Origin of the sequence: Paenibacillus baekrokdamisoli (genome assembly GCF_003945345.1) — a bacterium.
In the GTDB taxonomy this organism is placed as follows: domain Bacteria; phylum Bacillota; class Bacilli; order Paenibacillales; family Paenibacillaceae; genus Paenibacillus_Z; species Paenibacillus_Z baekrokdamisoli.
On sequence record NZ_AP019308.1, the window covers coordinates 2,182,938 to 2,204,490 of the forward strand.

The 21,553-nt window shown below is 44.5% G+C and carries 15 protein-coding genes; 2 read left to right on the plus strand and 13 right to left on the minus strand.

The window, feature by feature from the left end; translation table 11 throughout:
- Window positions 1-50: 50 nt before the first annotated feature.
- From EKN16_RS09675 to EKN16_RS09720, 10 genes are all read right to left on the minus strand, one after another.
- Window positions 51-1,067, minus strand: coding sequence for a family 20 glycosylhydrolase (locus EKN16_RS09675; RefSeq protein ID WP_125655847.1), 1,017 nt, complete (start codon window positions 1,065-1,067; stop codon window positions 51-53).
- Window positions 1,068-1,097: 30 nt separating this feature from the next.
- Window positions 1,098-2,051 carry a carbohydrate ABC transporter permease gene (locus EKN16_RS09680; RefSeq protein WP_125655850.1) on the minus strand — a complete coding sequence of 318 codons (954 nt, stop codon included), beginning with the start codon at window positions 2,049-2,051 and terminating at the stop codon, window positions 1,098-1,100.
- A 25-nt stretch (window positions 2,052-2,076) separates the two neighbouring features.
- On the minus strand, window positions 2,077-2,979 hold the full coding sequence (locus tag EKN16_RS09685) for a carbohydrate ABC transporter permease (RefSeq protein WP_311546726.1): 903 nt from the start codon (window positions 2,977-2,979) through the stop codon (window positions 2,077-2,079).
- Window positions 2,972-5,584 (minus strand): DUF5696 domain-containing protein, encoded by a 2,613-nt coding sequence (locus tag EKN16_RS09690; protein ID WP_125655856.1) that lies wholly within the window; start codon window positions 5,582-5,584, stop codon window positions 2,972-2,974. Before EKN16_RS09690 ends, EKN16_RS09685 begins: the two co-directional genes overlap by 8 nt.
- Window positions 5,585-5,607: 23 nt before the next feature.
- Entirely contained in the window at window positions 5,608-7,665 is a 2,058-nt protein-coding gene (locus tag EKN16_RS09695) for a YIP1 family protein (RefSeq protein WP_125655859.1), read from the minus strand.
- A 15-nt stretch (window positions 7,666-7,680) separates the two neighbouring features.
- Window positions 7,681-8,553: a carbohydrate ABC transporter permease gene (locus EKN16_RS09700; protein WP_125655862.1), complete on the minus strand. Its 873-nt coding sequence runs from the start codon at window positions 8,551-8,553 to the stop codon at window positions 7,681-7,683.
- Between the two features lie 5 nt (window positions 8,554-8,558).
- Window positions 8,559-9,539, minus strand: coding sequence for a carbohydrate ABC transporter permease (locus EKN16_RS09705; RefSeq protein ID WP_125655865.1), 981 nt, complete (start codon window positions 9,537-9,539; stop codon window positions 8,559-8,561).
- Between the two features lie 10 nt (window positions 9,540-9,549).
- Entirely contained in the window at window positions 9,550-12,501 is a 2,952-nt protein-coding gene (locus tag EKN16_RS09710; RefSeq protein ID WP_125655867.1) for an extracellular solute-binding protein, read from the minus strand.
- A 95-nt stretch (window positions 12,502-12,596) separates the two neighbouring features.
- Window positions 12,597-14,015, minus strand: a complete 1,419-nt coding sequence (locus EKN16_RS09715) for an ABC transporter substrate-binding protein (RefSeq protein ID WP_164522752.1) — start codon at window positions 14,013-14,015, stop codon at window positions 12,597-12,599.
- Between the two features lie 463 nt (window positions 14,016-14,478).
- Window positions 14,479-15,585 (minus strand): GntR family transcriptional regulator, encoded by a 1,107-nt coding sequence (locus EKN16_RS09720; protein WP_125666066.1) that lies wholly within the window; start codon window positions 15,583-15,585, stop codon window positions 14,479-14,481.
- A gap of 141 nt (window positions 15,586-15,726) precedes the next feature.
- Here EKN16_RS09720 and EKN16_RS09725 point away from each other — a divergent pair, with 141 nt between their 5' ends.
- Entirely contained in the window at window positions 15,727-18,354 is a 2,628-nt protein-coding gene (locus tag EKN16_RS09725) for a transglutaminase domain-containing protein (RefSeq protein ID WP_125655873.1), read from the plus strand.
- A 340-nt stretch (window positions 18,355-18,694) separates the two neighbouring features.
- Window positions 18,695-18,895 carry a hypothetical protein gene (locus EKN16_RS09730; RefSeq protein WP_125655876.1) on the plus strand — a complete coding sequence of 67 codons (201 nt, stop codon included), beginning with the start codon at window positions 18,695-18,697 and terminating at the stop codon, window positions 18,893-18,895.
- A gap of 344 nt (window positions 18,896-19,239) precedes the next feature.
- Here the strand turns inward: EKN16_RS09730 and EKN16_RS09735 are convergent, their stop codons facing one another.
- The 3 genes from EKN16_RS09735 to EKN16_RS09745 all read right to left on the minus strand — a co-directional run bounded on the left by EKN16_RS09735 (window position 19,240) and on the right by EKN16_RS09745 (window position 21,527).
- Window positions 19,240-19,770 carry a hypothetical protein gene (locus tag EKN16_RS09735; protein ID WP_125655879.1) on the minus strand — a complete coding sequence of 177 codons (531 nt, stop codon included), beginning with the start codon at window positions 19,768-19,770 and terminating at the stop codon, window positions 19,240-19,242.
- A gap of 99 nt (window positions 19,771-19,869) precedes the next feature.
- Window positions 19,870-20,547, minus strand: coding sequence for a DUF4166 domain-containing protein (locus tag EKN16_RS09740; RefSeq protein WP_125655882.1), 678 nt, complete (start codon window positions 20,545-20,547; stop codon window positions 19,870-19,872).
- Window positions 20,548-20,624: 77 nt separating this feature from the next.
- Complete coding sequence (locus tag EKN16_RS09745) at window positions 20,625-21,527, minus strand: DoxX-like family protein (RefSeq protein WP_125655885.1); 903 nt, start codon at window positions 21,525-21,527, stop codon at window positions 20,625-20,627.
- Window positions 21,528-21,553 lie beyond the last annotated feature (26 nt).

Sequence of the window (21,553 nt, forward strand, 5' to 3'; positions counted from 1 at the left end):
AGACGTTAGCTAAGAGGAAAAGTTACGGTAACTTGGAGAGGGAGCTTCAATTATTTTAGACGCTGCATGATTACCTTTAACGTTTCCGCAATTCCTTTAATATCTCCTGTATCTTCACCTAGATCACCTTCGCCAAACAAAGCGGTCACCAGACTCGCTCCGGTTGCATTCCAGCCAGTCACAAGCATGCCAGGCATTCGTTCCTCTGCTTTACGATCCTCCGCCTGCTTCACCGACTGCTCGAAGAAATCGAGCGCTGCATCTGGCGTCTTCCAACAGGAAGGCCAAACCGTGAAGCCTTTATCTAACAGATGTCCGACAGACGGGTAAGCATCCAGCTTGTCATAATGCCAATCACAGAGCACAATATCCTTTGGAATAAGATCTACAGCTGGCCATATCCCATGAATATCGCCATCCCATTCGGTATAACCCATTCCCTTTGCATCAATCAATCGGTCTGCCCACATTAACATTTGTACATTTCGTTTGCGCACGAGGTGGTCATAATACGCATTGGCTGCTTTGGCGAACAGATCGGATTTTTGCTGACCACTGCATCGCGGACATCCTTCGTCCGCAATCGCGAACACCTCATCCATTCCAACATGAAGCGCATCCGCTTCGAAAGCATCAAGCAGCTCATCCATTAGATCAAATATTAGCGGATTAACCTCAGGATGCGAAGGACACCAGCTCGGACAATAGAAGTCCGGCCATTTGGCGTCTAGTGACACATGTGGTGTTTCATCAAATTCGGGATGTGCACGCAGAAGTGAATTTCTACCTCCTCCCCACCCTTGATGTCCCAAACATTCAAACAAAGGAATTAACCGAATTCCATTGCGCTTGCACAAAGCTGATAATTCCCGAGCATCAAGCCAGTTTAGTGTCCCGCCCGACACCTCGGGATGTGAGGTGAATTGATAACTCGTGTTGCATTCCAATATGAGCACATTAACACCCATAGGTACTAAGGCATCCGTAATCACTATTTTTAGATTCTCGACATCCTCATGTGAGCCAAACCTCATATGAAATCCACGAAGTGTCCATTCCTTTGTCATGCTGATTTCCTCCTGATAGATGAATGAATGCTATCCCACTAGACCTGTTCGTTCTACACTCTCTACAAAATAACGCTGAACGAACAAATACATAATAATCAGGGGGCCCATCAGTAAGAGAACACCTGTGTTAAGCAGCATCGACTGGTAGACCAAATCCGGTTCTTTCCCCAGAACAGATCCCATATCCATCAATTGGGTCGATAACACTTTAACCTTGCTAAAGAATAACGAGACATAGTAGCTGTCATTCCACTGCCACACGAATGAGAATAGAACAACGGTAACGATAGCAGGAACAGCATTAGGGAGCATAATACTGTAAAAGGTTTTGAATACGCCCGCTCCATCCACAACGCCCGCTTCTTCTATTTCCTTCGGGATACCTCTGAAAAACTGCCGGAAAATATAAATATATAGTCCGTTTTTGAGACCCATTCCGGTTGCGGACGAAATAAGAAACGGCCAGAAGGTATCAATTAGATTCAAGCTGTCTTTGCTGCTTACTAAACCCACTAAACCGAATAAATCAAAATAGCGATAGGTTAAATACAGCGGAATCATAATCGTTTGTACTGGGACAACTATCGTGAAGATTACCAGCCCGAAGAGCAGTCCACTCCCTTTGAATTTCAATCGCGCAAAAGCATAAGCAGCCAGCGCACAGGAAGCCAACTGGATGAGTGTCGTTCCTGCAGATATTAGAAAGGTATTAAGTAGAGTCGACAGATAATGCGTAGCTTCCATAGCGATCTTGATATTATCAAGCGTGAAATGCCTTGGAATCCATAGCACAGTCGGATCATAGATATCCGTTTTACTGCGGAAGGCCACCGATAATCGAAGAAACAAAGGGAACAAAATAACAAAACAAAAGCCGATAATCAGAATAGAACGTAAAGCGATCCATGCCCATATCTTCACCTTTTCAAGCGGGTTAAATTTATGGTTGAATTGCTCCGCATATGAACTCGGGTTCTTCATTGCCTTTCCCTCCTAGCGAGATTCTTTAGTCATAGTAAAAGACCTTCCTCGAAATCAGGCTTGTGGATACGACCAAAATGAATGCGACAACGATGAAGTACACCCATGACATAGCTGCACTTTGCCCGAACTCGAAAGATTTGAATGCGGTTTCCGAGATCAAGGCGTTGATTGTATTGTGATTGAATGAATCAATAATCGAATAGATCGTGTTGGTCAGAATCAATGGCGTCATCATCGGAAAGGTTACTTTCCAAAAAATCTCATATCCCGTTGCCCCTTCAATTCTTGAAGACTCATACAACGAAGGCGAGATAGACTGTAAGCCAGCTAGGAAGATCAGAATTTGTACACCAGAAGAGCTAATGATGTCATAGATGCGGTCTACCGCGCCTGTAATATAGGTAACAAAGACGGGAGCTAATCCGGATTCCAACATCATTTTTTTGAGCTCGAAGCTCTCCATTAAGCCGCCACCGCCTTCCCCTCCTCCCGCTGGGGTCGAACCGCCGACAAAGCTGCTAATATCCAGATTAGCAATTGCGGCAGAAGCTAGAATTACAGGCAGGAAGAAGATGGCTCTAGCCATTGCACGTCCTTTGAACTTCTGATTGAGCAGAACAGCCGCAAATAAGCTGAAAATAATAATGATGGGTACATTGACGATCATATTCGTAATTGACTCGGTTAATCTGCGCGGGTAATCCGGATTAGTCGTGAATAATTGACTAAAATTCGAGAACCCTTCATAGTCGACTGCAAATCCACCTTGAACAAGATGAATCGAGCTTAAACTAAAGCGCAGCGATTGGATGAGAGGCAGCACGAACAGCATCAGCAATCCTAGCATCAGTGGGGAAGCGAACAAAACCCCGTACCATGCCTTCTTCTGCGCCAAGGTCAATGGCTTCTTGAACAATTTACTCACCGCCTACCTGGTAGCTCTGGGCTCCAATCTCCAAGCCGTTCACAACTACCGCCGAATTGTTGTAATTAATAGTTAAAGTAATGCCATTATCAAAGGTTGTCTGTACGACACCTGGAGCTTCTTTACGATGCGAGACAATCATATGATTGCGAACCGTCTTTAACACCTTGTTAGCTTCGCTATATAACTGAACGGCTTGATCAAACCAATTCTCATAGCTTAAGGCATATAAGTTGTTGAAGGCTGTATCCTTTACCTTTATGGCATCGCTGTAATACCATTGGTAGTAAATATTTGACCCTGTTTCAAGCGCCTTCAGCATGGATAATTGAGGATTTTGATTCTCATCCATATTGAAGGGGGCACCCGCCAAATCAAAGTATCCATGAAGTACAATTTGATAGAACGGAATGTCTTCGTCTGTAATATTCAGCTGGCTGCTCTTAGTCGGTGCATTAATGATACTAGCAGCATACGGCAAGCTGTAGACGTTACCTCCATTTACCATCAGTGAACCTGCCTGTTTCTTGAGCTTCTCAAACTCCGTTGTGATTATCTTCATTGCATCCTGACGAACGATCGTGTGATCAGGATCAAAGTCCGAGTTCACTTCGTTACCAAGATCTCTCATCGACAAGCCCTGCCCGCCAAGGTTTCCATAATCCGCGAGAAAGCCCTGTACCTGTGCCGATAGCTTGGATGGAGACAGGATATAGTGTGAGAACTTATCCAGGTCCTTGACATACATGACTGGATTATAGTTATAAACCTTCGCTTTACTGCGATCAAGGAACGTTGCTGAGCCTGCTGCACCTTTATATTTCTCAAGAAAGGCGACATCCGGATAGAAACCAATTTTATTCTGCCGAGCATAGTCTGCCAATTTCTCAAACCCACTCTTGCCGCCAAGCGCACCCGCTATCTGAATATCAGCTGGCGATGAATGGCGAATCCCATCATTAAACCAACCTACATAACGCAGATCGATAGAATGAATATTAGCCTTTTTAAGCTTTTGCAGCAGCGATTGTGCTTCACTGAAGCTCGTTAACGATTCTGTCGATTCATAGGGAATGCCTAAGAATGATTTGCTTTTACGAAATGCTCCTTCCAGCTCGAGCATGAAAGGTGAATCATCAGAAGCAGTTAGCGGCTTCAGCTGATATTTGTTCACTAAATAGGTTCTATATTTCTGTGCCATTCCTACATAATCGGACGAGCCACCCGATAGAAAAGCATATCGAAGCTGTAGATTTCCCGCGTACGTTTGACTCTGAAACATCGGTACGGAGCTGGTCTTCGTTCCTGAGGATAAGGTATAGAAATCCATAGCTACAACCTGGAATTTACTGCTGATCGAATTATAGGAATCATTACGACCACTCACATCGGCCGAGATACTTGCCATAGCGTCTCCATCCTCAATCATCCCAAGAAACGCGTGATCATTCTGCTTGAGTCCGAATACTGGCAGCCGGGTGATCGCATTGGATTGAATCTGCTCCTTTACATCATATGTCCCGTCACGCCCGTATACGGGAACCTGATAAGGCTCGGCATTCTGTTTGCCATTGTTCAGATGGATTAAGGCTCCAGCTCCATCGGGTACAAACATATAGCCAGCTTGCTTCGTACCCGCAGCGCCAAAATACTTCAATATCTGAAGGGTAGCAATCGGGTAAGCGGGGTTGAATTTCACTTCTTTATTAGGCACAGAAACGACTAGATACTCACCATCAAGCGAATAATTTACGGGAATCGTAAATTCTGCGTTTGATCCTGTCGCGCCTTCTGCAGCCCCGTTCTCTTTGTTATCAAGTGCGGCATCCTCTGCGGTATATCCCGCCGCCTCTAGAGTTGCGGACAGCTCCTCTGCCACATAATCCTGAAGCTTACGGACCTCATAGATTTGTTTCTGTTCATCAAAGCGGAATTTATAAGCGATATCTTCACTCTTGTCTTTATCCGCAATCTGATCGATAATTTTCGTTTCAAATCTTTTCTTGCTAATGGCTTTAGGAATGTTGGCAAAGCTCTGCACATGATTACCGATTTGGTAAACGATCTTTACCCCGTTAGCTTGAGCCGTGATTTCAAATTGTTTCTTAGCCACGCTGTCATCGTAGCTGTTAAAGGCGTTGATCTGCCCCTTCTCGTTATAATAGGTAACTAGAACTTGAGCAGATAACTCTGATTTGTAGAGAGGTGAAGCTTTGGTGTCCTCATTTCGCCCGGGCGGATTCGAGAACCAGATGTATCCGTTTCGAATCTCTTTTACAGCAATTTCAGCTGTCTGACGGTTTACATACAGCTGGAGTGAATCATTCTTCGCCACCAGTTCCATGCCAGCAAAAGCTTGTATCTCTTCAGGCGTGTTGGATGAAACTTCCGAGTCTTCCTGCTTCGCTAAAGTCATCTGCTGAACACTGATAGGTGATGCATTAGCCGCCTTAGCTTCACTTTGTTGCTGCACTTGCCCGCTGCTCAACTTCCCTTGCTCTCGGGCTGTTTCCTTGTTGCTATATCCAATTTCATTTACACCGAAAAATCCGCTTACCACAATAACCAAGGATAAAAGTCCAACAACTATTTTCTTTCCCGTCAAGGTGATCACTCCTTTCTTGCAGACTACATTCGGAAAGAAATTTCTTTGTACACAGCAGCTATAAAGCTGCTCATCTGCTGAAGCATACTAAACAGTAAGACTCCCAAGAAAATAATAATTCCGCTCACAAGCAGCGTTAGCAGCATGGTAATGACCGTTTTGCTCGCTGAATATTGATGAACGGTCATCGTTCCAATAAACAATAACCAGACAAACCATAGAATAGCGAGGCCGTCGAGCAAATAATAGAAGGAGCTCTCATTAGCTGTAATGATATTGCTATACAGCGTTTGTGGAATATAAATAATAATTAATGGCATTAAAGCATAAGCAGTTGCCATTACAATCTCCTTGAATTTCCCCTCACCGTCCATTAAAGTCGTCAAAGACCAGTTCGCAACACACCATAACAAGAATGGCAGCACGATATAATTCAACTCATTCAAACTATTCAGCTCAGTAGGGTTATTCATATTGATTACAAATCCGCTGTATTGCCTCTTAACGATGGCTGTAATAATGAATACAACCACAATGCTCAAGGCGACTTTTAATCTTCCCTTTTGTTCGAACTTCATTTCCCAGAACCCGTTGAAGGGATGGATCATCGTATAAAAGGGGTTCTTCGCGATTCCGAATTCCCGGTAATACTGCCCCTTCTCGGTTCTCCCGCTCAGCTTCATGACTGTTATTATTACTCCCAAGAGCAGTGCAACAGCCAGAATAATAGAGCCGAAATGATCCATCACGACCATTTTCCGATAACGTTTGAACGCTTCCGAGTAATATTCACGATTGTTCCCGCTCTTGAAATAGCTCATCGCTTCACGGTTCTCGCCCTTCTTCAGCAAGGATTTCCCTATACCGATGTAAGCGACCTCGAAGTTTCCATTCAGCTTCAGAACCTTTTCCCAAGCGGTTGTTGATTGATCTGTCTTACCGGTATACAGCGATATAACAGCTTGTCGAATTAGACTTCCATAGCTAGTCGGTTCAAAGATGGTTAATCGATTATTATCTTTATCGAGGACAAGAGCTCGATCATCCAGCATGCCAATCGCCGAAGGTGTTCGGAAATTCCCCTGCTGGCTGCCTAGCCCCCCGAATTCATAGAGCAGGTTACCGTCCTTGTCGTAAGTGAAAATACGCCCTCTCTTGGCATCCAGCGCACTGAACATGCCGCCTTTGTCGGAAGTGACATCGATAAAAATGGAACTTCCCGGTGAGCTGCTAGTTTCAAGTGTATGGATATCTCCTTTGGGAGGGAAATATCCTTTACTACGCAAGATATCTACTCCAGATGGGTTAAGCCGCTTCAACGGCCGATCCGAATTCTCCTCCGATGTGGACGTATAAATGAAGCCATCTTTATCCAAAGCCAGATTATTGAATTCTAATGGAATGAATTGCTGCATCTGTTCACGCTGAACCTTGGTTGACATGCGTTTCCAGAACAGATCGATCGGATTAAACTTGACTCGGTTTGTTCCGATGAATCCGCTAAAGAGACCATCCGTGTCAAACTCCATAACCCCTTCATACGATCCGCGGCTAATGACATAAATCCGCTTGGCTTTATCCACGACCACTTTAGTCGGGATATACTGAAACCCTTTGCGCAAAAGCGTTGATTGGGGCTCGCCTATCGTTCGGACGAATTGACCTTTGTCATCAAACTCAACTAAACGGCGTTTCTGTGTATCGGCTACATAGATATGACCGACCTCATCAGCAAACACACCCTCAGGCTGGCTAAGCTCATCTTGCTTCCCGTCGTTTGTGAATTTATTAATGACATTAATTACTTGTAATTGCTTGCTTAATATAATAATTCGGTTATTTCCCGTATCTGCTATATACACCTTATCATCGGGACCTACGAACAAATCCTGTGGCAAATGGAGCGCGCCAATATTCCATTCCTTACCGTAATATACTTGATCCACGATATAAGGAGCAGGCGAAGGCACGGGATCACCCCAATAAGAATAGGTGTAGGTATCGCTTGCTGAGGCACTAACAGGAGCGGTTATACCGAGCAAGAGCGTAACGATAAATAATGCAGCGATAATTCTTGTCATCTATAGCTCCCCCTGTTATTCCTTCAAGCCCGATGTAGACATCGTCTGAATAATGTTGCTCTGTGTAATGATAAATACCGTAATAGGCACGAGCATCATTAACAGCGTAACCGCCGCTACCGGCCCTGTTCTAGCAAGTCCTCCACTAGCAATTTGCCCGAATACATAGTCAACTGTCTTCAGCTGCTCACTATAAATATACTTGTGACTCGTTACAGATCCATTGGTCCATAAGCTCTGCAAGGAGAAAATAATTAACGTCAACCAAGCAGGCTTTACAATTGGCATTACGATTCTCCAATAGATCTGATATTCATTGGCACCATCGATCTTTGCTGCTTCGAGCAAGGCATCCGGAATCTGCTCCATAAACTGCTTCATCAGATACAAGCCAAGCGTCATCCCAAAGGCCGGCAGCAGAATGGCCCAATAGGTATTGATTAAACCCAGCATCGATATAATCATGTAGTTCGGTACTTGGGTGACATAAGCCGTAAACATCAACGACATGACAACGAGAGTGAAAAGAACCCTTTTCCCCGGAAACTTAAGCTTAGCTAGCGGATAAGCCGCAGCCGATGCTAGAATGACATGTCCTACCGTACCCACAATAGCAATGAAGAACGTATTAAACACATATCTGGAGAATGGCACCCAGGAATCACTGAAGATACCGAGCAGATCCTTAAAGTTCTTCAAGCTTGGATTGCGTACGAGCAGCTTGGGAGGGAACGTGAAAATCTCGTCGATTGGTTTGAATGCGTTACTGATCGTAAAAACAAGGGGCAGCGCCATGAAGCAGGATACACCTGCAAGCAGCAGCATGAGCAGGATATCTACGGACCAAGACCGATTCAACCTTCGTGGTAATTTGATCGGAATTCTCATTTTCTCTATTCACCCACTTTATGAAGCAGCTTCTGTGTTAAAAGATTCGCTCCGAGCATAATCGCGAATAATACGGTTGCGATTGCCGACGCATATCCCATTTCAAATCGAATCGTTCCGTAATCTACCAAATGAGTGACGATCGTATGCGCCGCATAATCCACACTCGGGAACCCAATCATGTAAATTGAGATCTCAGCCACGGAGAAGGCCATCGAAATTTGAATGACAGCCCCGAACATTAATTGCGGCCTCATTGCCGGCAGCGTGATAAACCACAGCTCCTGCCAACGATTACGAATCCCATCAATGCTGCCCGCTTCGTATAAAGTACGATCTACGTTCTGCAGACCAGCAATAAAGGCAAGAAATGCCGTGCCCAAGCTAAGCCATAATTGAACAAGAATAAGAATGCCGAGCACATAGCGGGGATCCTGCAGCCATTGAATAGGCTCCATGATGAATCCCCATTTCATAAGGAAGGAATTCGCATAACCATAAGAATCACTTGCGAATAGCAGCTGCCATATCAAATAGGTATTACCCGCAATGGAAGGCGCGTACAGGATAAGTGTCAGGAAGGCTCTTAGCTTTGGCCTTAATTCATTGATCAGCCATGCAAATAAGAAGCAGGCCATATAGCTGACTGGACCTGTGATAGCTGCGAAAAGAAACGTGTTTTTTATCGCGATTAAGAAGATATCATCCTGCACGAATAATCTCGCATAGTTCTGCCAGCCAATCCAATCCGGCTTCTCAAGCATGTTGAAATTGGTGAAGCTAAGCAGAAGAGATAAGAGTACAGGAATGATCGTAAAGGTGCCGAAAATTAGAAAATAAGGCGCCAATAATACATAAGCGTGTTTATTCTTTCTTGCTTCAATAAAAGTTCGCGTCAATTTGAGCCAAAGTGACCGACGAGGAGCTCTGCCGTCCTTTACTTCTCCTCTCCTTATCACGGGGCGCTCTACTATTTGTTGATTCATTGTAAGCCCCTCATTTCTTGTCAGGAATGTGGAATTCCTTCCGTTTCAAAGTGATTTCCTCGTTCATGATTCGGACGTAATTATCGACTGTTTCTCGCGGATCATCCCCTTGAACAACAATCCTGCGGAAAGCATTGTCAATATTACGACCAGTCAGATATCCACCAGGCACTTCCGGAATACCCTGTACCCAGCGTAATTGCTCCTTCAGCTTCTGATAGTCCTTCGTCGGCCATGGCAAAGCCGCTAGCGCTTGCAAATTAGCAGTCGGATACCTCGCTGAAGCTCCCATACGAATTTCCATCTGACGACCATAAGCAATCTGCGTATCTGTACCTGTCCACCATTTCAAGAACGCCCATGCAGCTTCCTTATTCTTCGTATGCTCGAACATAACGGAAGCAGATCCCCCGCTGCCCACCTCTCGGTGAAGCGTTCCATCCTCTCCAACCGTTCCCGGAACAGGGGCGAAGCTCCATAACCCTTTGATCTCAGGAGCAAACACACTTAGCTTGTTATACATGGTGTAATCAGTAATTCCAATTGGCATTTCGCCCGTACGGAAACGGTTCGCAAAGTCTGCCGCAATCGGGATCTTATAATTCACATAAAAGTCCGTCCACTGCTTGAATTGTCCGATAGCCGTCTCCGAGTCCAAATCACTTGCTTTTCCGCCATCCTTGTAGAACTGTCCCCCATGCTGGAATAGGAACATTGCTAAAGCCGGATTTGGCGGTAGCGTAATGATATTAGTATTGACTAAGTCATTACCAAGTGAATCGAGTGGCTTCTGCGGTAGACCGAACTGGAGGTTATGCTTCTGCAATATAGGCAGCATCTCATACACGTCGTTCCATGTTTGTGGAACCTTCAAATGCAGCTCATTCTCCAGAATATCTTTTCGATAAAATAAAACAGGGAAAGTCTGCTGCTCAGGCAGGGCATAGTAGCCGCCTTTATACGCATATGGAACCATAGCGCTTGGGCTGAATTGCTTCTCTATCTCACTGAAACCTTCAAACGCCGATAAATCTACAAGTGCGCTGCGGCTTGCATAGTTGACCGGCAAATCGTTCCCGACCTGAAGGGCGATATCCGGGCCCTTCCCGGCTACTGTCGACGGAAGTAATACATCACCGCTAACCAGCTTTAGATTGACATGAATGCCTGTTTTTTCAGTAAAACTATCATCCACTAATCGCTTAATGACCTGTGCCTGATCGCGCGCTGAAGTCACCCATACGGAAACGCTTTGACCTCCTGCTTGCACCCCGGAGAAATCATCGTAATTCTCATAGAAGGATGCGGCGAATGACTTCGCACCAGTGACGAGCTTGGTCCAACTGCTCGCTTCCGGCTTTGGAAGCTTAGCTTTCGGTGAGCTTACCACTAGATAATCCAAGGCAAGCGGCTGCTCGTTGATGGACAACATCCACGATCCTAATGCGCCTACATTTGTTTTGAACGTATCGATTCGAGACGGCACCGATTCCGGGTTATCAGCCATATTATTTAATTGATAAATGATCGTCCGAATAATAGCCGTTCGCTCATCGCTAGTTCCAGAGGGTCCTTCCATTCGCTCAGCAATGAGCTCCAGCTGCTTGCTTTGCTCACGGAAAACTTCGGTCATAGTCGGAATTCGCTGCTCGAGGTTATAATCGCGGAACGTATCTGGAACCGTACCTGTATAGCTAATGATTTCGCGGTACATGGCATTCAAAGCAAGGATACTCGATTGAACGGATCTGAGAATCGGTGCCAGCTCGCCCAGCGTAACCTCCATACGAATCCGGTGTTTCCCTTTGGCAAGATGAAATAAATACGGTTCTCCTTCACTCTGCCCAATGACGTTCATTTGCCACGAGGTGCCGTAAGGGAATGGAACGTATTGAAGCTCCTTGAATGGCAGCTTGCCATCTATATACATCGTTCTGAGAACGGACATGCCGCTCATATAATTTTGCCGATTCTTAAAGGCCATTTGATACAAGCCCTCTTGTGGAACATCGATCTCCCACTCTATCCACTGACCTGGCAATCTCCAGCCCCAGCCACCCATCGCATTATTGCGCAGCTTGGATACATGAAAAGGCTCTACAGCTGGACTAGCATGATCATTATAAGGAAGAAGATTCGGTGAGGATTTGTATAAGGCTTGTTCTGCCTGCAGCTTTATTAATACCCCTTGGACCGGTTCATAGCCGTTCTTCGTATATGTACTCGCAACTTCTTTATAAGAAGGCGTTGTGTCCGGTGGTGACAGCTTCAGCTGATCGATAACAAGCGGTTCTTTAACCGAAGTTAACGATAAGGAGTGTTTTCCTTTCGACAAATAAAATAAAAAAGGCTCTTCATAAAAGCCCGTACTATCCTTCATTTGCGTTTGCTGCCACATAGGCACTTCAACTTGGTTGGGCACCAAATCATTGCCACGGTCATCGCGGTCAAAGGTTTGTTTCTCATTCTTCCATATCCGGTTGAAGGTCAAGCTGATCGCTTCATTGAATGGCAGGGCTCCGTCTATTCTCAATTCTCTTTCGATATCGGATTGTTTTCCTGGTTCACTGTAAAATTTCATGGATAGGTTGTAGAGTCCATCCTGCATGGCATCAAATGTCCAAGTGATTTCTCCCGTGTCTTGCGTTAAAATTGATTTTCCATGCTCTCCTTTGTAGTTCTCAAGCACGGAAACCTTCATCCCCTGCACCTTGCTGTAATTCTCACCTTCGATAATGATGGGCTGCCCATCCATAGGAGCATTCTTATGTTTGGATACGTATTCGTCATATCCGCCTTCCTTGAAGGAACCAGCAATAGGCACAAGCTCAGGAAGCTTCCCGGATTGATTATTTAATGCCTTTACTGTATGGGATGTCCAATTCGGTTCAAGTAAGTAAACGGATATAACGGTGGACACGATAAGCAGCACAGAAGTTACTTTAACAAGTCGTCGCCGCATTGGTTTCTCCCTCCTGTAAAACAATCCCCCTAGTCCGTTAGTTAACGATACGATTCGATTGATGACTAGGGGGATTTAATAAGAGTGACTTCGTATTATTTGCTATCTGCAAGAAGCTTGTTCATGTTGGCTTCGAATTGCGGTTTCACTTTATCAACGGCAGTTGCTGGTGATACCTTGCCTACGGTAATATCCTTCACAACCGATTCAAACATCTTCTCGCCATCTTGAATTCCATAATACGAGATATACTCAATACTGTTAGACATCTGCTTGCGCGTGTCCAGGGACTCTTTGCTCGGATAGGAGGTCTCCCAAGCTTGCTGGGACAGTTTCCGTCCTTCATCATGAAGACTAATTTCATCCAGAACCCGCGTGGCCACTTCTGCATTCTTCGAATACTTCGATACCATATACATATTGCCAAATGGCGTGTAAGACACATACTTGTCAGCTTTAGGTCCTTTCGGGAAGAACACATAACCAAGCTGTTGATCCTTCATATTGTCGACTAAGCCGCCAAGCTCCCAGCTGAATCCAGCATAAATGACGCCTTTGCCAGCAATAAACTCTTTGCTTGCATCATCAGGTACAGGCTGCATGATGGATTTATCCGTATTGTATAAATCGGAAACATATTGTAGAGCTTCAATGGAATTCTCGCTATTCATGGAGAAATTCATATCCCCGTTTGCATCCTTATCAAGCGATCCTTTGTTGGTGTAAACGAATTGCTCCGTTAGAGATTTAACCTTTCCGTATGCGCCAGCGACGCCGAATACATCGGTTTTTCCATCACTATTCGTATCCTTTGTGGCTGATTTGGCAAATTCACGGAATTTCTCCCATGTCCATTCACCTTTTTGCTGAAGCGTATAAGGATCTTCCAATCCCATCTTCTGCACTAGCGTTTTGTTGTAGAACATGCCATAAGGAGAAGGCGAAGAATCCGTCATTCCATACTGCTTGCCTTTATAGCTGCCTCCAACTTTCATCCAATTAATATACTTGGGATCTTTCAAATCCAAGTAATCGTCCACCGGTTGAATAAACTCTTTATTGACTAGCTGCGGGAATGCCCAGAACAATTCAAGAAGAACGATATCTGCAAAAGGAGTTCCGGAGAGAGAGGTAGTCGTGAAATTCTCAACGTATTTGCCATAATCGCCGAATTTAACGTATTCAATTTTACAGTTATACTTTTTCTCTGCCGCTTCAATAAGCTTGATCTGAGCCTCTTCAGCTGGGCCCTTTTCTTTCACAAGTCTAGGATCTGCATCGTCATACCACACACCGATTTTGATGCTCTGACCTTTCAGATCGTAGACCGGTTCCGCTGGTGCTGCTGTGTTATCTGGCTTGGTCGTATTCCCATCAGTCTTCGTGTTATTGCTGGTCGTTTTGTTACCCTGATTAACCTTATTGCTGTTATCTGTTGTGCTGCTGCAGCCTACGACAGTAGCTGTTAACGTTAAGGCGATCAATAAAGAAGAAACAGATTTAACTTTTCTCATTGAGAATCCCCCATCATCCATTTCGGATCCGAATTTTTTGTAAAAGGTCTGTTATGAAGACATTGCAGCATAATTGGTAAACACCAACCCGGTTAACCCTCCTTATCCTTGTAAAATTCCACAGAGAATGCGCTTACAAATGAGCTTAAGAATGAAGAAGCAATTCATACCTTGGCTAAAGAATCGCCCCACCTAATATTAGGTATACTCTAATCGCTTGCTCATAGAAGTTATTATAGTGGGCGATTGTTTTTTTGTAAATACTGAATATACTCTATTCAAAAATAAATTATTTTAATTATACTTAATAAAAGAAAAAAAAGAATGCTGACCGATGTAGTCAGCATTCTTTTTCAAAATATAAGATAGTATAAGTTTCCTCTATGCTTTGCTTATATTTCAGAGGGAAGAAACTTACTTCGCCGCCAAGGACGGCGGAAGCCGTTTCTTCTTGTTTACCCGATTAACTTTTTTCAGAAAGTAAACCCGTTTGAACCGCCATCGATTTTCTTTCCACCCAACGTACAGGCACTTTGATTTTGTGCTGTTCCATATCCAATCTTTCCACTTGTCTCACAATCAGCTCAGCTGCTTTACGAGCAATTTCTTTATAATCCTGCGCTACGGTCGTAAGCGGCACCTCAACATGCTGAGAGATGATATGATCATCAAAACCTACAATCGATAACTCACCCGGAACCTGTATACCCATCTCAAGCGCATTCTTAAGCAGTTCGACCCCAACGTGATCATGCTCCGTTTGTAAAGCTGTTGCACCGGAATCAAGCAGTTTAGCCAACATGGATTTGTAATAGGCTTTGCTCGTTAAGTTATTGATTTCGCGATAGAAATCCGTCACCACGAGATCTGGATCGATAGGAATTTTATGATCACGCAATGCTTTGCAATAGCCCTGATACCGATCCCGAACAGAGCTTCGGAATTCAATACTAATGCTGGAAATGAAGGCGATTCGCTCATGACCCAGCGCAATCAGCTTCTCCGCTGTCAAATATCCGCCCTCAAAATTGTCTGAAACAACACTAGTAATAGGCGATCCATCAAAATATTGATCAATCGTCACGATTGGGTAGTTGTTCCAATAGATCGCATGGATCAGCTCGACATTGCTCATCGTGCTGATTGGATATAAAATAATGCCGCTTGGGCCATTTTTAGGAATACGAAGTAGAAGCTCCTTCTCTTTTTCCTTGCTCCAATTGCTGTCGTGAATACTCAAGTAATAGCCTTTAGAGTCCAAATAATCCGATGCACCTTTAATAAAGCCTAACTCATTTGTGGCCATGTAGGGCACTATCATCGAAATAATGGGATTTGAATTGTTTATGTTTGTTTCATTACTGGTAGGGTCCTCTTGCTTCTTCACGTAGCTGCCGCTGCCGCGCTTGCGATAAATCAGACCTTCACGTTCCAATTCAATTAAAGCCCGTTTCGAAGTAATACGGCTTACTCCTGATTGTTCCGCTAATTCAACTTCCGTCGGAAGCTGCTGATCAGGCAAATATTCCCCAGCAATAATTTTCTGCTTCAGATCATCAAAGATGATCATATATAATGGCTTATTATCGGGCTGCACTACAACTCACTTCCCATTCGCTCCATATTAAATTCTTTTATTGATTATATCAAATTACAAGATTATAATGCAAATTAAATATAACAACTTGTTTGAAGGAGGATATATTCAATTATGAACGATTCCCATTTACTGGAATTATTACAGAAAGAGATGATTCAAGAAAAGTTTACTTATAAGAAGCAGCTTGCACATCTCAGGGATAAACAGCTATTCCAAGTGTTTCAACAGGACCTGACAGAAGAAGAAACCATGCTGCTTCAGTTTCTATTCGCCTATATGCCGCTAAACGATCTTGCCGATTATAACGGAGACATGTTCTTAAGTCACATTCGCAAAACGTTGAAAATCAGAGATGCTGTTCCCTGGGGAAAAGATATTCCTGATCATTTATTTTTGCATTTTGTACTTCCTTATCGCGTCAATAATGAGAACATTGAAGATAGTCGTGATTTTCTTTTCGATCAATTGTTTGATCGCGTGAAGACACTTACTTTAAACGATGCCATTCTTGAAACTAACTATTGGTGTCATGAGAAAGCCACGTATACCGGTAACGATGTCCGAACAGTCTCTCCTCTAACTCTTATACGCACCACTCTGGGGCGCTGCGGAGAGCAGTCAACCTTGGCGGTTGCTGCTCTGCGCAGCTTATGTATTCCAGCAAGACAGTGCTATACACCTCGCTGGGCGCACTGTGATTCCAATCATGCTTGGGTAGAAGCTTGGGCAGATGGGCAATGGCATTTTCTAGGTGCTTGCGAGCCTGAAGCTCGTCTTAATCATGGCTGGTTCCGTGCTCCCGCCAAGAGAGCCATGCTCGTAAATACCCGTGTTCCGGCCCAATACGCGGGACCTGAAGAAATAACTTTACAGCATTCCTGGTACACAGAGATTAATTTGTTACCTAACTATGCCAAGAACAAGACGATTACAGTCAAGATTCAGAACCAAGACGGATCCCCATCGGATGCACAGGTCTACTTTCAGCTATATAACTATTCTGAATTTACCACGATTCTCCACAAGCGAACAGACCCTAGAGGTGAAGTTTCCCTAACTACAGGCTTTGGCCATATTTATATTCACGCCACTTCGACTAATGGTTGGAATACGGCAATCATTCATCCTGCGGACAGCGATGAATTCACGATTGTCTTAGCAAGTACAGAACCTATACCAGGACAGATCATGGAATTCGATATGGATCCGCCTCCTGTCGTCTCCGATACGGAGCAGGAAACCATCACGGATGAGGAAATTCAGCGGAATAACGAACGAATTCAAGAGGGCGCACAAATTCGAGCAGCATACGAAGCGACTTTCGTAAATGAGAATCAGTCTGACCAGCTTGCTGCTGAGCTGATGCTTCCAGCAGATCGTGTGTGGGCTTTACTAAAGCAAGCACGAGGAAACAGTCATGAGATCGCGGCTTTTCTGCAGGAGCAGACCAAGCTTCATAGTGAATGGCCCCTTAAGCTGTTGGAGTCGCTGAACAAGAAAGACTTAACGGATACGAACCGTCCTACCTTGACCGATCATCTATTAGGCACGATGTCTTTGTTGAACCAACATAATGAGGCTTTGTTCAGCTCTTATATTCTTTGTCCGCGCATTCATTTTGAGATGCTCCTCCCTTTTCGGGAAAATTTCCAACAAGCTTTCACTCAGGAAGAACAAGAAGCATATCGCAAACAACCACAAGCACTATATGATCGGCTTATTAGTGAGTTTGAAGTCATTGAAGATTTGAATCATTACAAGGGTTCAGCTACACCAGTTGGAAGCTTTGAATTAAAGAAAGGAGACCGGCTAAGCCTGCATATAATGCTATCCGCTGCTGCAAGAAGTCTTGGCATCCCGGCAAGGCTTGAACCAAATGATCAGCGACCGCAGTTTTGGAGTAAAGGAAGCTGGACGGATGCCCTAGTCGAAACGATTGATGATTTGAGGGATTCACCTGTTCAACCGGATTACTCTCCAACTCCTAAATCAGCGGTCGGCTACTGCCAATTTATTAGAGATACTTCGGCAGATAATCAAGAAGCTGCGTACTATAATAATTTCACGATCGCACGCTGGGAAGAAGGTCTATTCAAGACGCTGACTCTGCCTTTTGGCAAAACGGACGTCTTCGATCAGCCGTTTGAGGTTCTTAGTGGACACTACCGACTAACGACAGGAACTAGACTTCCAAGCGGTACAGCTAGAGTAAGGATGGCTTTCTTCGATATCCAGCCGGGCGAAACAACGGAGGTTCAACTGATCTTTAGAAGCAAGGAGGTTGATATACCTATTCTTGGGGTACTTGATGAGGCGGTGCTCGAAGCTAACCTCTTCAGCCCTGAGATTCAGATCGGTCATGCTGTTCATTCACATGGTGCCGTCCTTGTGTGGATTGAACCGGATCGTGAACCATCCAAACATCTGCTACGCGAACTCAAAGAGCTAGCTAAGGAGTTTGACAACTGGGGAGGCCCTATTCTACTAACAGCAGGAGAAGATAAGCTGACCGCGTCATTTGCTCTGGACTCGGATTCTTCACTTCCGCAGCGCGCAACGTTTCGCAAGGATCTCGCCTATAAGGGATTGGATGCCCTACTCGCTCCGACCGGGGCAGCTTCTGTTCGAGAGTTTCCAATTGTCCTTGCTATCGATTCACAGGGTCGTATTCGATACACTTCGAGCGGATATAAGCTGGGTATTGGCCGAGAATTATTGGATGTCATTACTCGCTATTAAACGATATAAGAATACTAATCTGAGAGGCTGTCTCCAAGTGATTCCACTTTGGGACGGTCTTCTTCACATTTATTGGAATCTCTTAGATGAGAATCAATAATCCTTATATACGAATAGGACAAAGGCTTAAGGCAATAGAATAAACCGTATGCTTGTGCTCCGGTTTTGGTGCTTGTGCTCCGGTTTTGGTGCTTGTGCTCCCGTTGTGCTGCGCACAAAAGTCGCTCAAGCACTCAAAACCTACGCTGTAATAAGGGCAAACCTGGCAAGACATTAGAAGACAAACCTGGCAAGACATTAGAAGACAAACTTGTTAAAGACATAAGGAGGATTGTTAAAAATGGATAATAATCCGCCATTCGTAATGGTGGTCATACCTTTATCAACGATAAAGAAATTTATCATCATCGATCTCTTAGCAGGCACGGCGATCTTTCACATGCTGAAGATGCCCCTCCACTCTTTTCTCGCAGCATCTGCTGGAAGCATGGTGGGGACCATTTTGATCAAACAATCATTAAAGCTCCTTAGAAAGCGGTAATGATTGGTCAGCGAAGCAAGTTTCTTCCCTCTGAAATATAAGCAAAGTATTGAGAAAACTTATACTTTCTTATAGTTGAACAAAAAACCGGAATTGCCATAATGGCCATCCCGGTATCTGCATGTTACATCCCTATTCGGATTTCTTTACGAGAGTGATGATCATTACGATAAGCATGAGTAACTGAATGAGTAGCTCTGCGCTCATTGCATTACCTCCATGATATTCATAATGCTCCTTCGTTCTGGCTTCTCCTCTCAAGCACAAGCTGAACGTCTCCCACTACCATAGGTATGTTCAACTTGAATGATTTATGCTTTATTTCAATGGTTTCTCCTTCTCCTCTAATAGACCCTATCCCTCAAGTCTTTATCATTAAACCATATTTGAATGGTCTCAATGGTCTCTTTGCCCTGCAGTGAAATTACAAACTCTCCATTCATGTAGATTCCAGAAAAGTCCGGTTTGTAGCCGAACTTGGCAAGCTTCGCATAAGTAGCCTTTACTGAATCACCAACATGCACGCCATAAATAGCGTATTGCTTATTGGAAGTTTCTAGTAAGGTAACGCCTTTATAAAAGTCATTGTCCGAATCACCCGCAATTCCAATTGCTGTTTGCTTGCTTTTATATTTCTTAATATGTCCCCCGAAGCCTTCAATGTGTTCACCTTCACCCCATAATTGAATAAGTCTTTCCTCGGTCATACCCAATTGGATCCCATCAAATGCTAACTGGTTGTTAAAGTCTTTACTAGTCATTCGGTTGTCTGTACGGAAATAATAGATGCAGCCTGCAAGGATGCCTGCTAGTATGAAAGCAATCAATGTAACGATTAGCCAAAATATTCGTTTATTGCTTACTGATCCTTTCATCTGATCAACTCCAGAAGAGCCTTACACTTCACAATCGGCTCGAATATATCCTTTAGACGCATAATAATGGAAAAGGTTACCGAATATTCGCCATTCGAGTCATTCCCGCTTCTCCTCGCGAAGCGGTCTGGCATCCAAGGGGATACGGTGCGAATTGAGATCGATGAACTGAGCTTCAAAGGAGCCTTTATATCGGAAAACGGGGCCTAGTATTGGGTTGTTAATTTCTACCGAAATTTTGTATTGGTCTTCCCAATCGTCGTACCATTCGCAGACATCTGCTGTTCCCGTGAACGTTCGCGGGAAGCGAAACTGGAGCCAGCCTTCGTAGAAACGCTGATCACCTGAACGAATATGTATACCGCCATGCTGCCCTGCACGAATCGCGAGATCAACAGCTAAATGCTGCTTGTTACCCAAGTAATCGACGATCGACGATCGCTCTGGGCTGTACACCATAGTAGCGTCGAAGCGTCTAATCGCATTCGAGAACTTGAACTTGCGGTTCCATGTTACGGTCTCCCGTTCGAATTGGTCCTGATAGGCAAAGTTCTCAATCGTAAAAGGAATATGGTTACCCCCTTGCGGGAACATGATATTTCTAGTTGACCCTAGATAAAGCGGCAGTGCTGCCCATTTGTTATACCATATGGAATCCATGAAACCACGTCCGATTGAAGCTACCCGATCTCTACTGTTGAATCCAAAACGCTCCTGAATACGAGGATGGAGCTTCTTAAACGACGTGCCCAGCACTTGCTCATAGATTGATGCCATTATTTTGACCTCCTAGTCACTCCTGCGAATATCCGAGCTGTCACCTCCCGATTACTTCCACATCCAGAAGAGTGAATTTACATTTTTCGTTTACACCGACCTGCTTTTGGCAAATCACGGCTCGACCAGCCTGCTAATAAACAAAATCCAATCATCGGAACGCTGAGCGTCAGTGGGTTAAATGGGGCTAGAAGCAGTTCAGGATTTCTTATGAACGCAGCCATGGTAAGCGCGAATAAGAGAATGATTTGCAGCCCGTATAGTTCTTTCCTCCTGTGCAGCAGCGCAGCAGTAAGGCCAAATATAATTTCCCCATAACCGAGAAGCTGAAGCACCTGCCCCTCCCATCCAGCGAACCAACCTGTCTGCTGTACAATAGCAAGCTCGCCTGCTTGCGGATAGAGCAGCTTAGGTACGATCCCTTCAAACAACCAAAGAAGGGTGAGCATACCTACACTGAAGTAATGAATAACAGCTCGCTGCAAGCTGACAATGGGCGGAATGCTTTTCTCCAGCCAAATTCGCAGCATATCGAAGCTCCAAGCCGTGGCATATCCGAATAACGGACGGAATAAGAGTCGATCAAGCCACCTCCCAAGAAGACCAAACCGTGTCTGATAGTTGTATTGTGTGACGAACGTAACCATGTCTCCGTTGGTCCGATACTTCCAATAACCACCACCCTTGCTAATGAGCGATATCGCCTGCTCCGAGCCGAAGGATAAAGTGGATGTCCGCTCTTCCTTACTGGATGGATTCGTTGCCTTGGATACTCCTGTCCCTGCAATCGCAAGTCCAAACCCGATACGAGTACGGTAAAGGAAATGTTGATCATCATCTCCCTTTTCGCGGGGCAGGTAAGTGATCTCGGAGAAGCGTAAATCCCACTGTTCATGCAGCTTAGGCGTTTGTGTATAGGTCCAGAGCTTCTCAAGATCAGTCATCATATCGATTTCAACATATATAGGCTTACTTCTCATGGTCAGCCACATCCTCTATATTCACT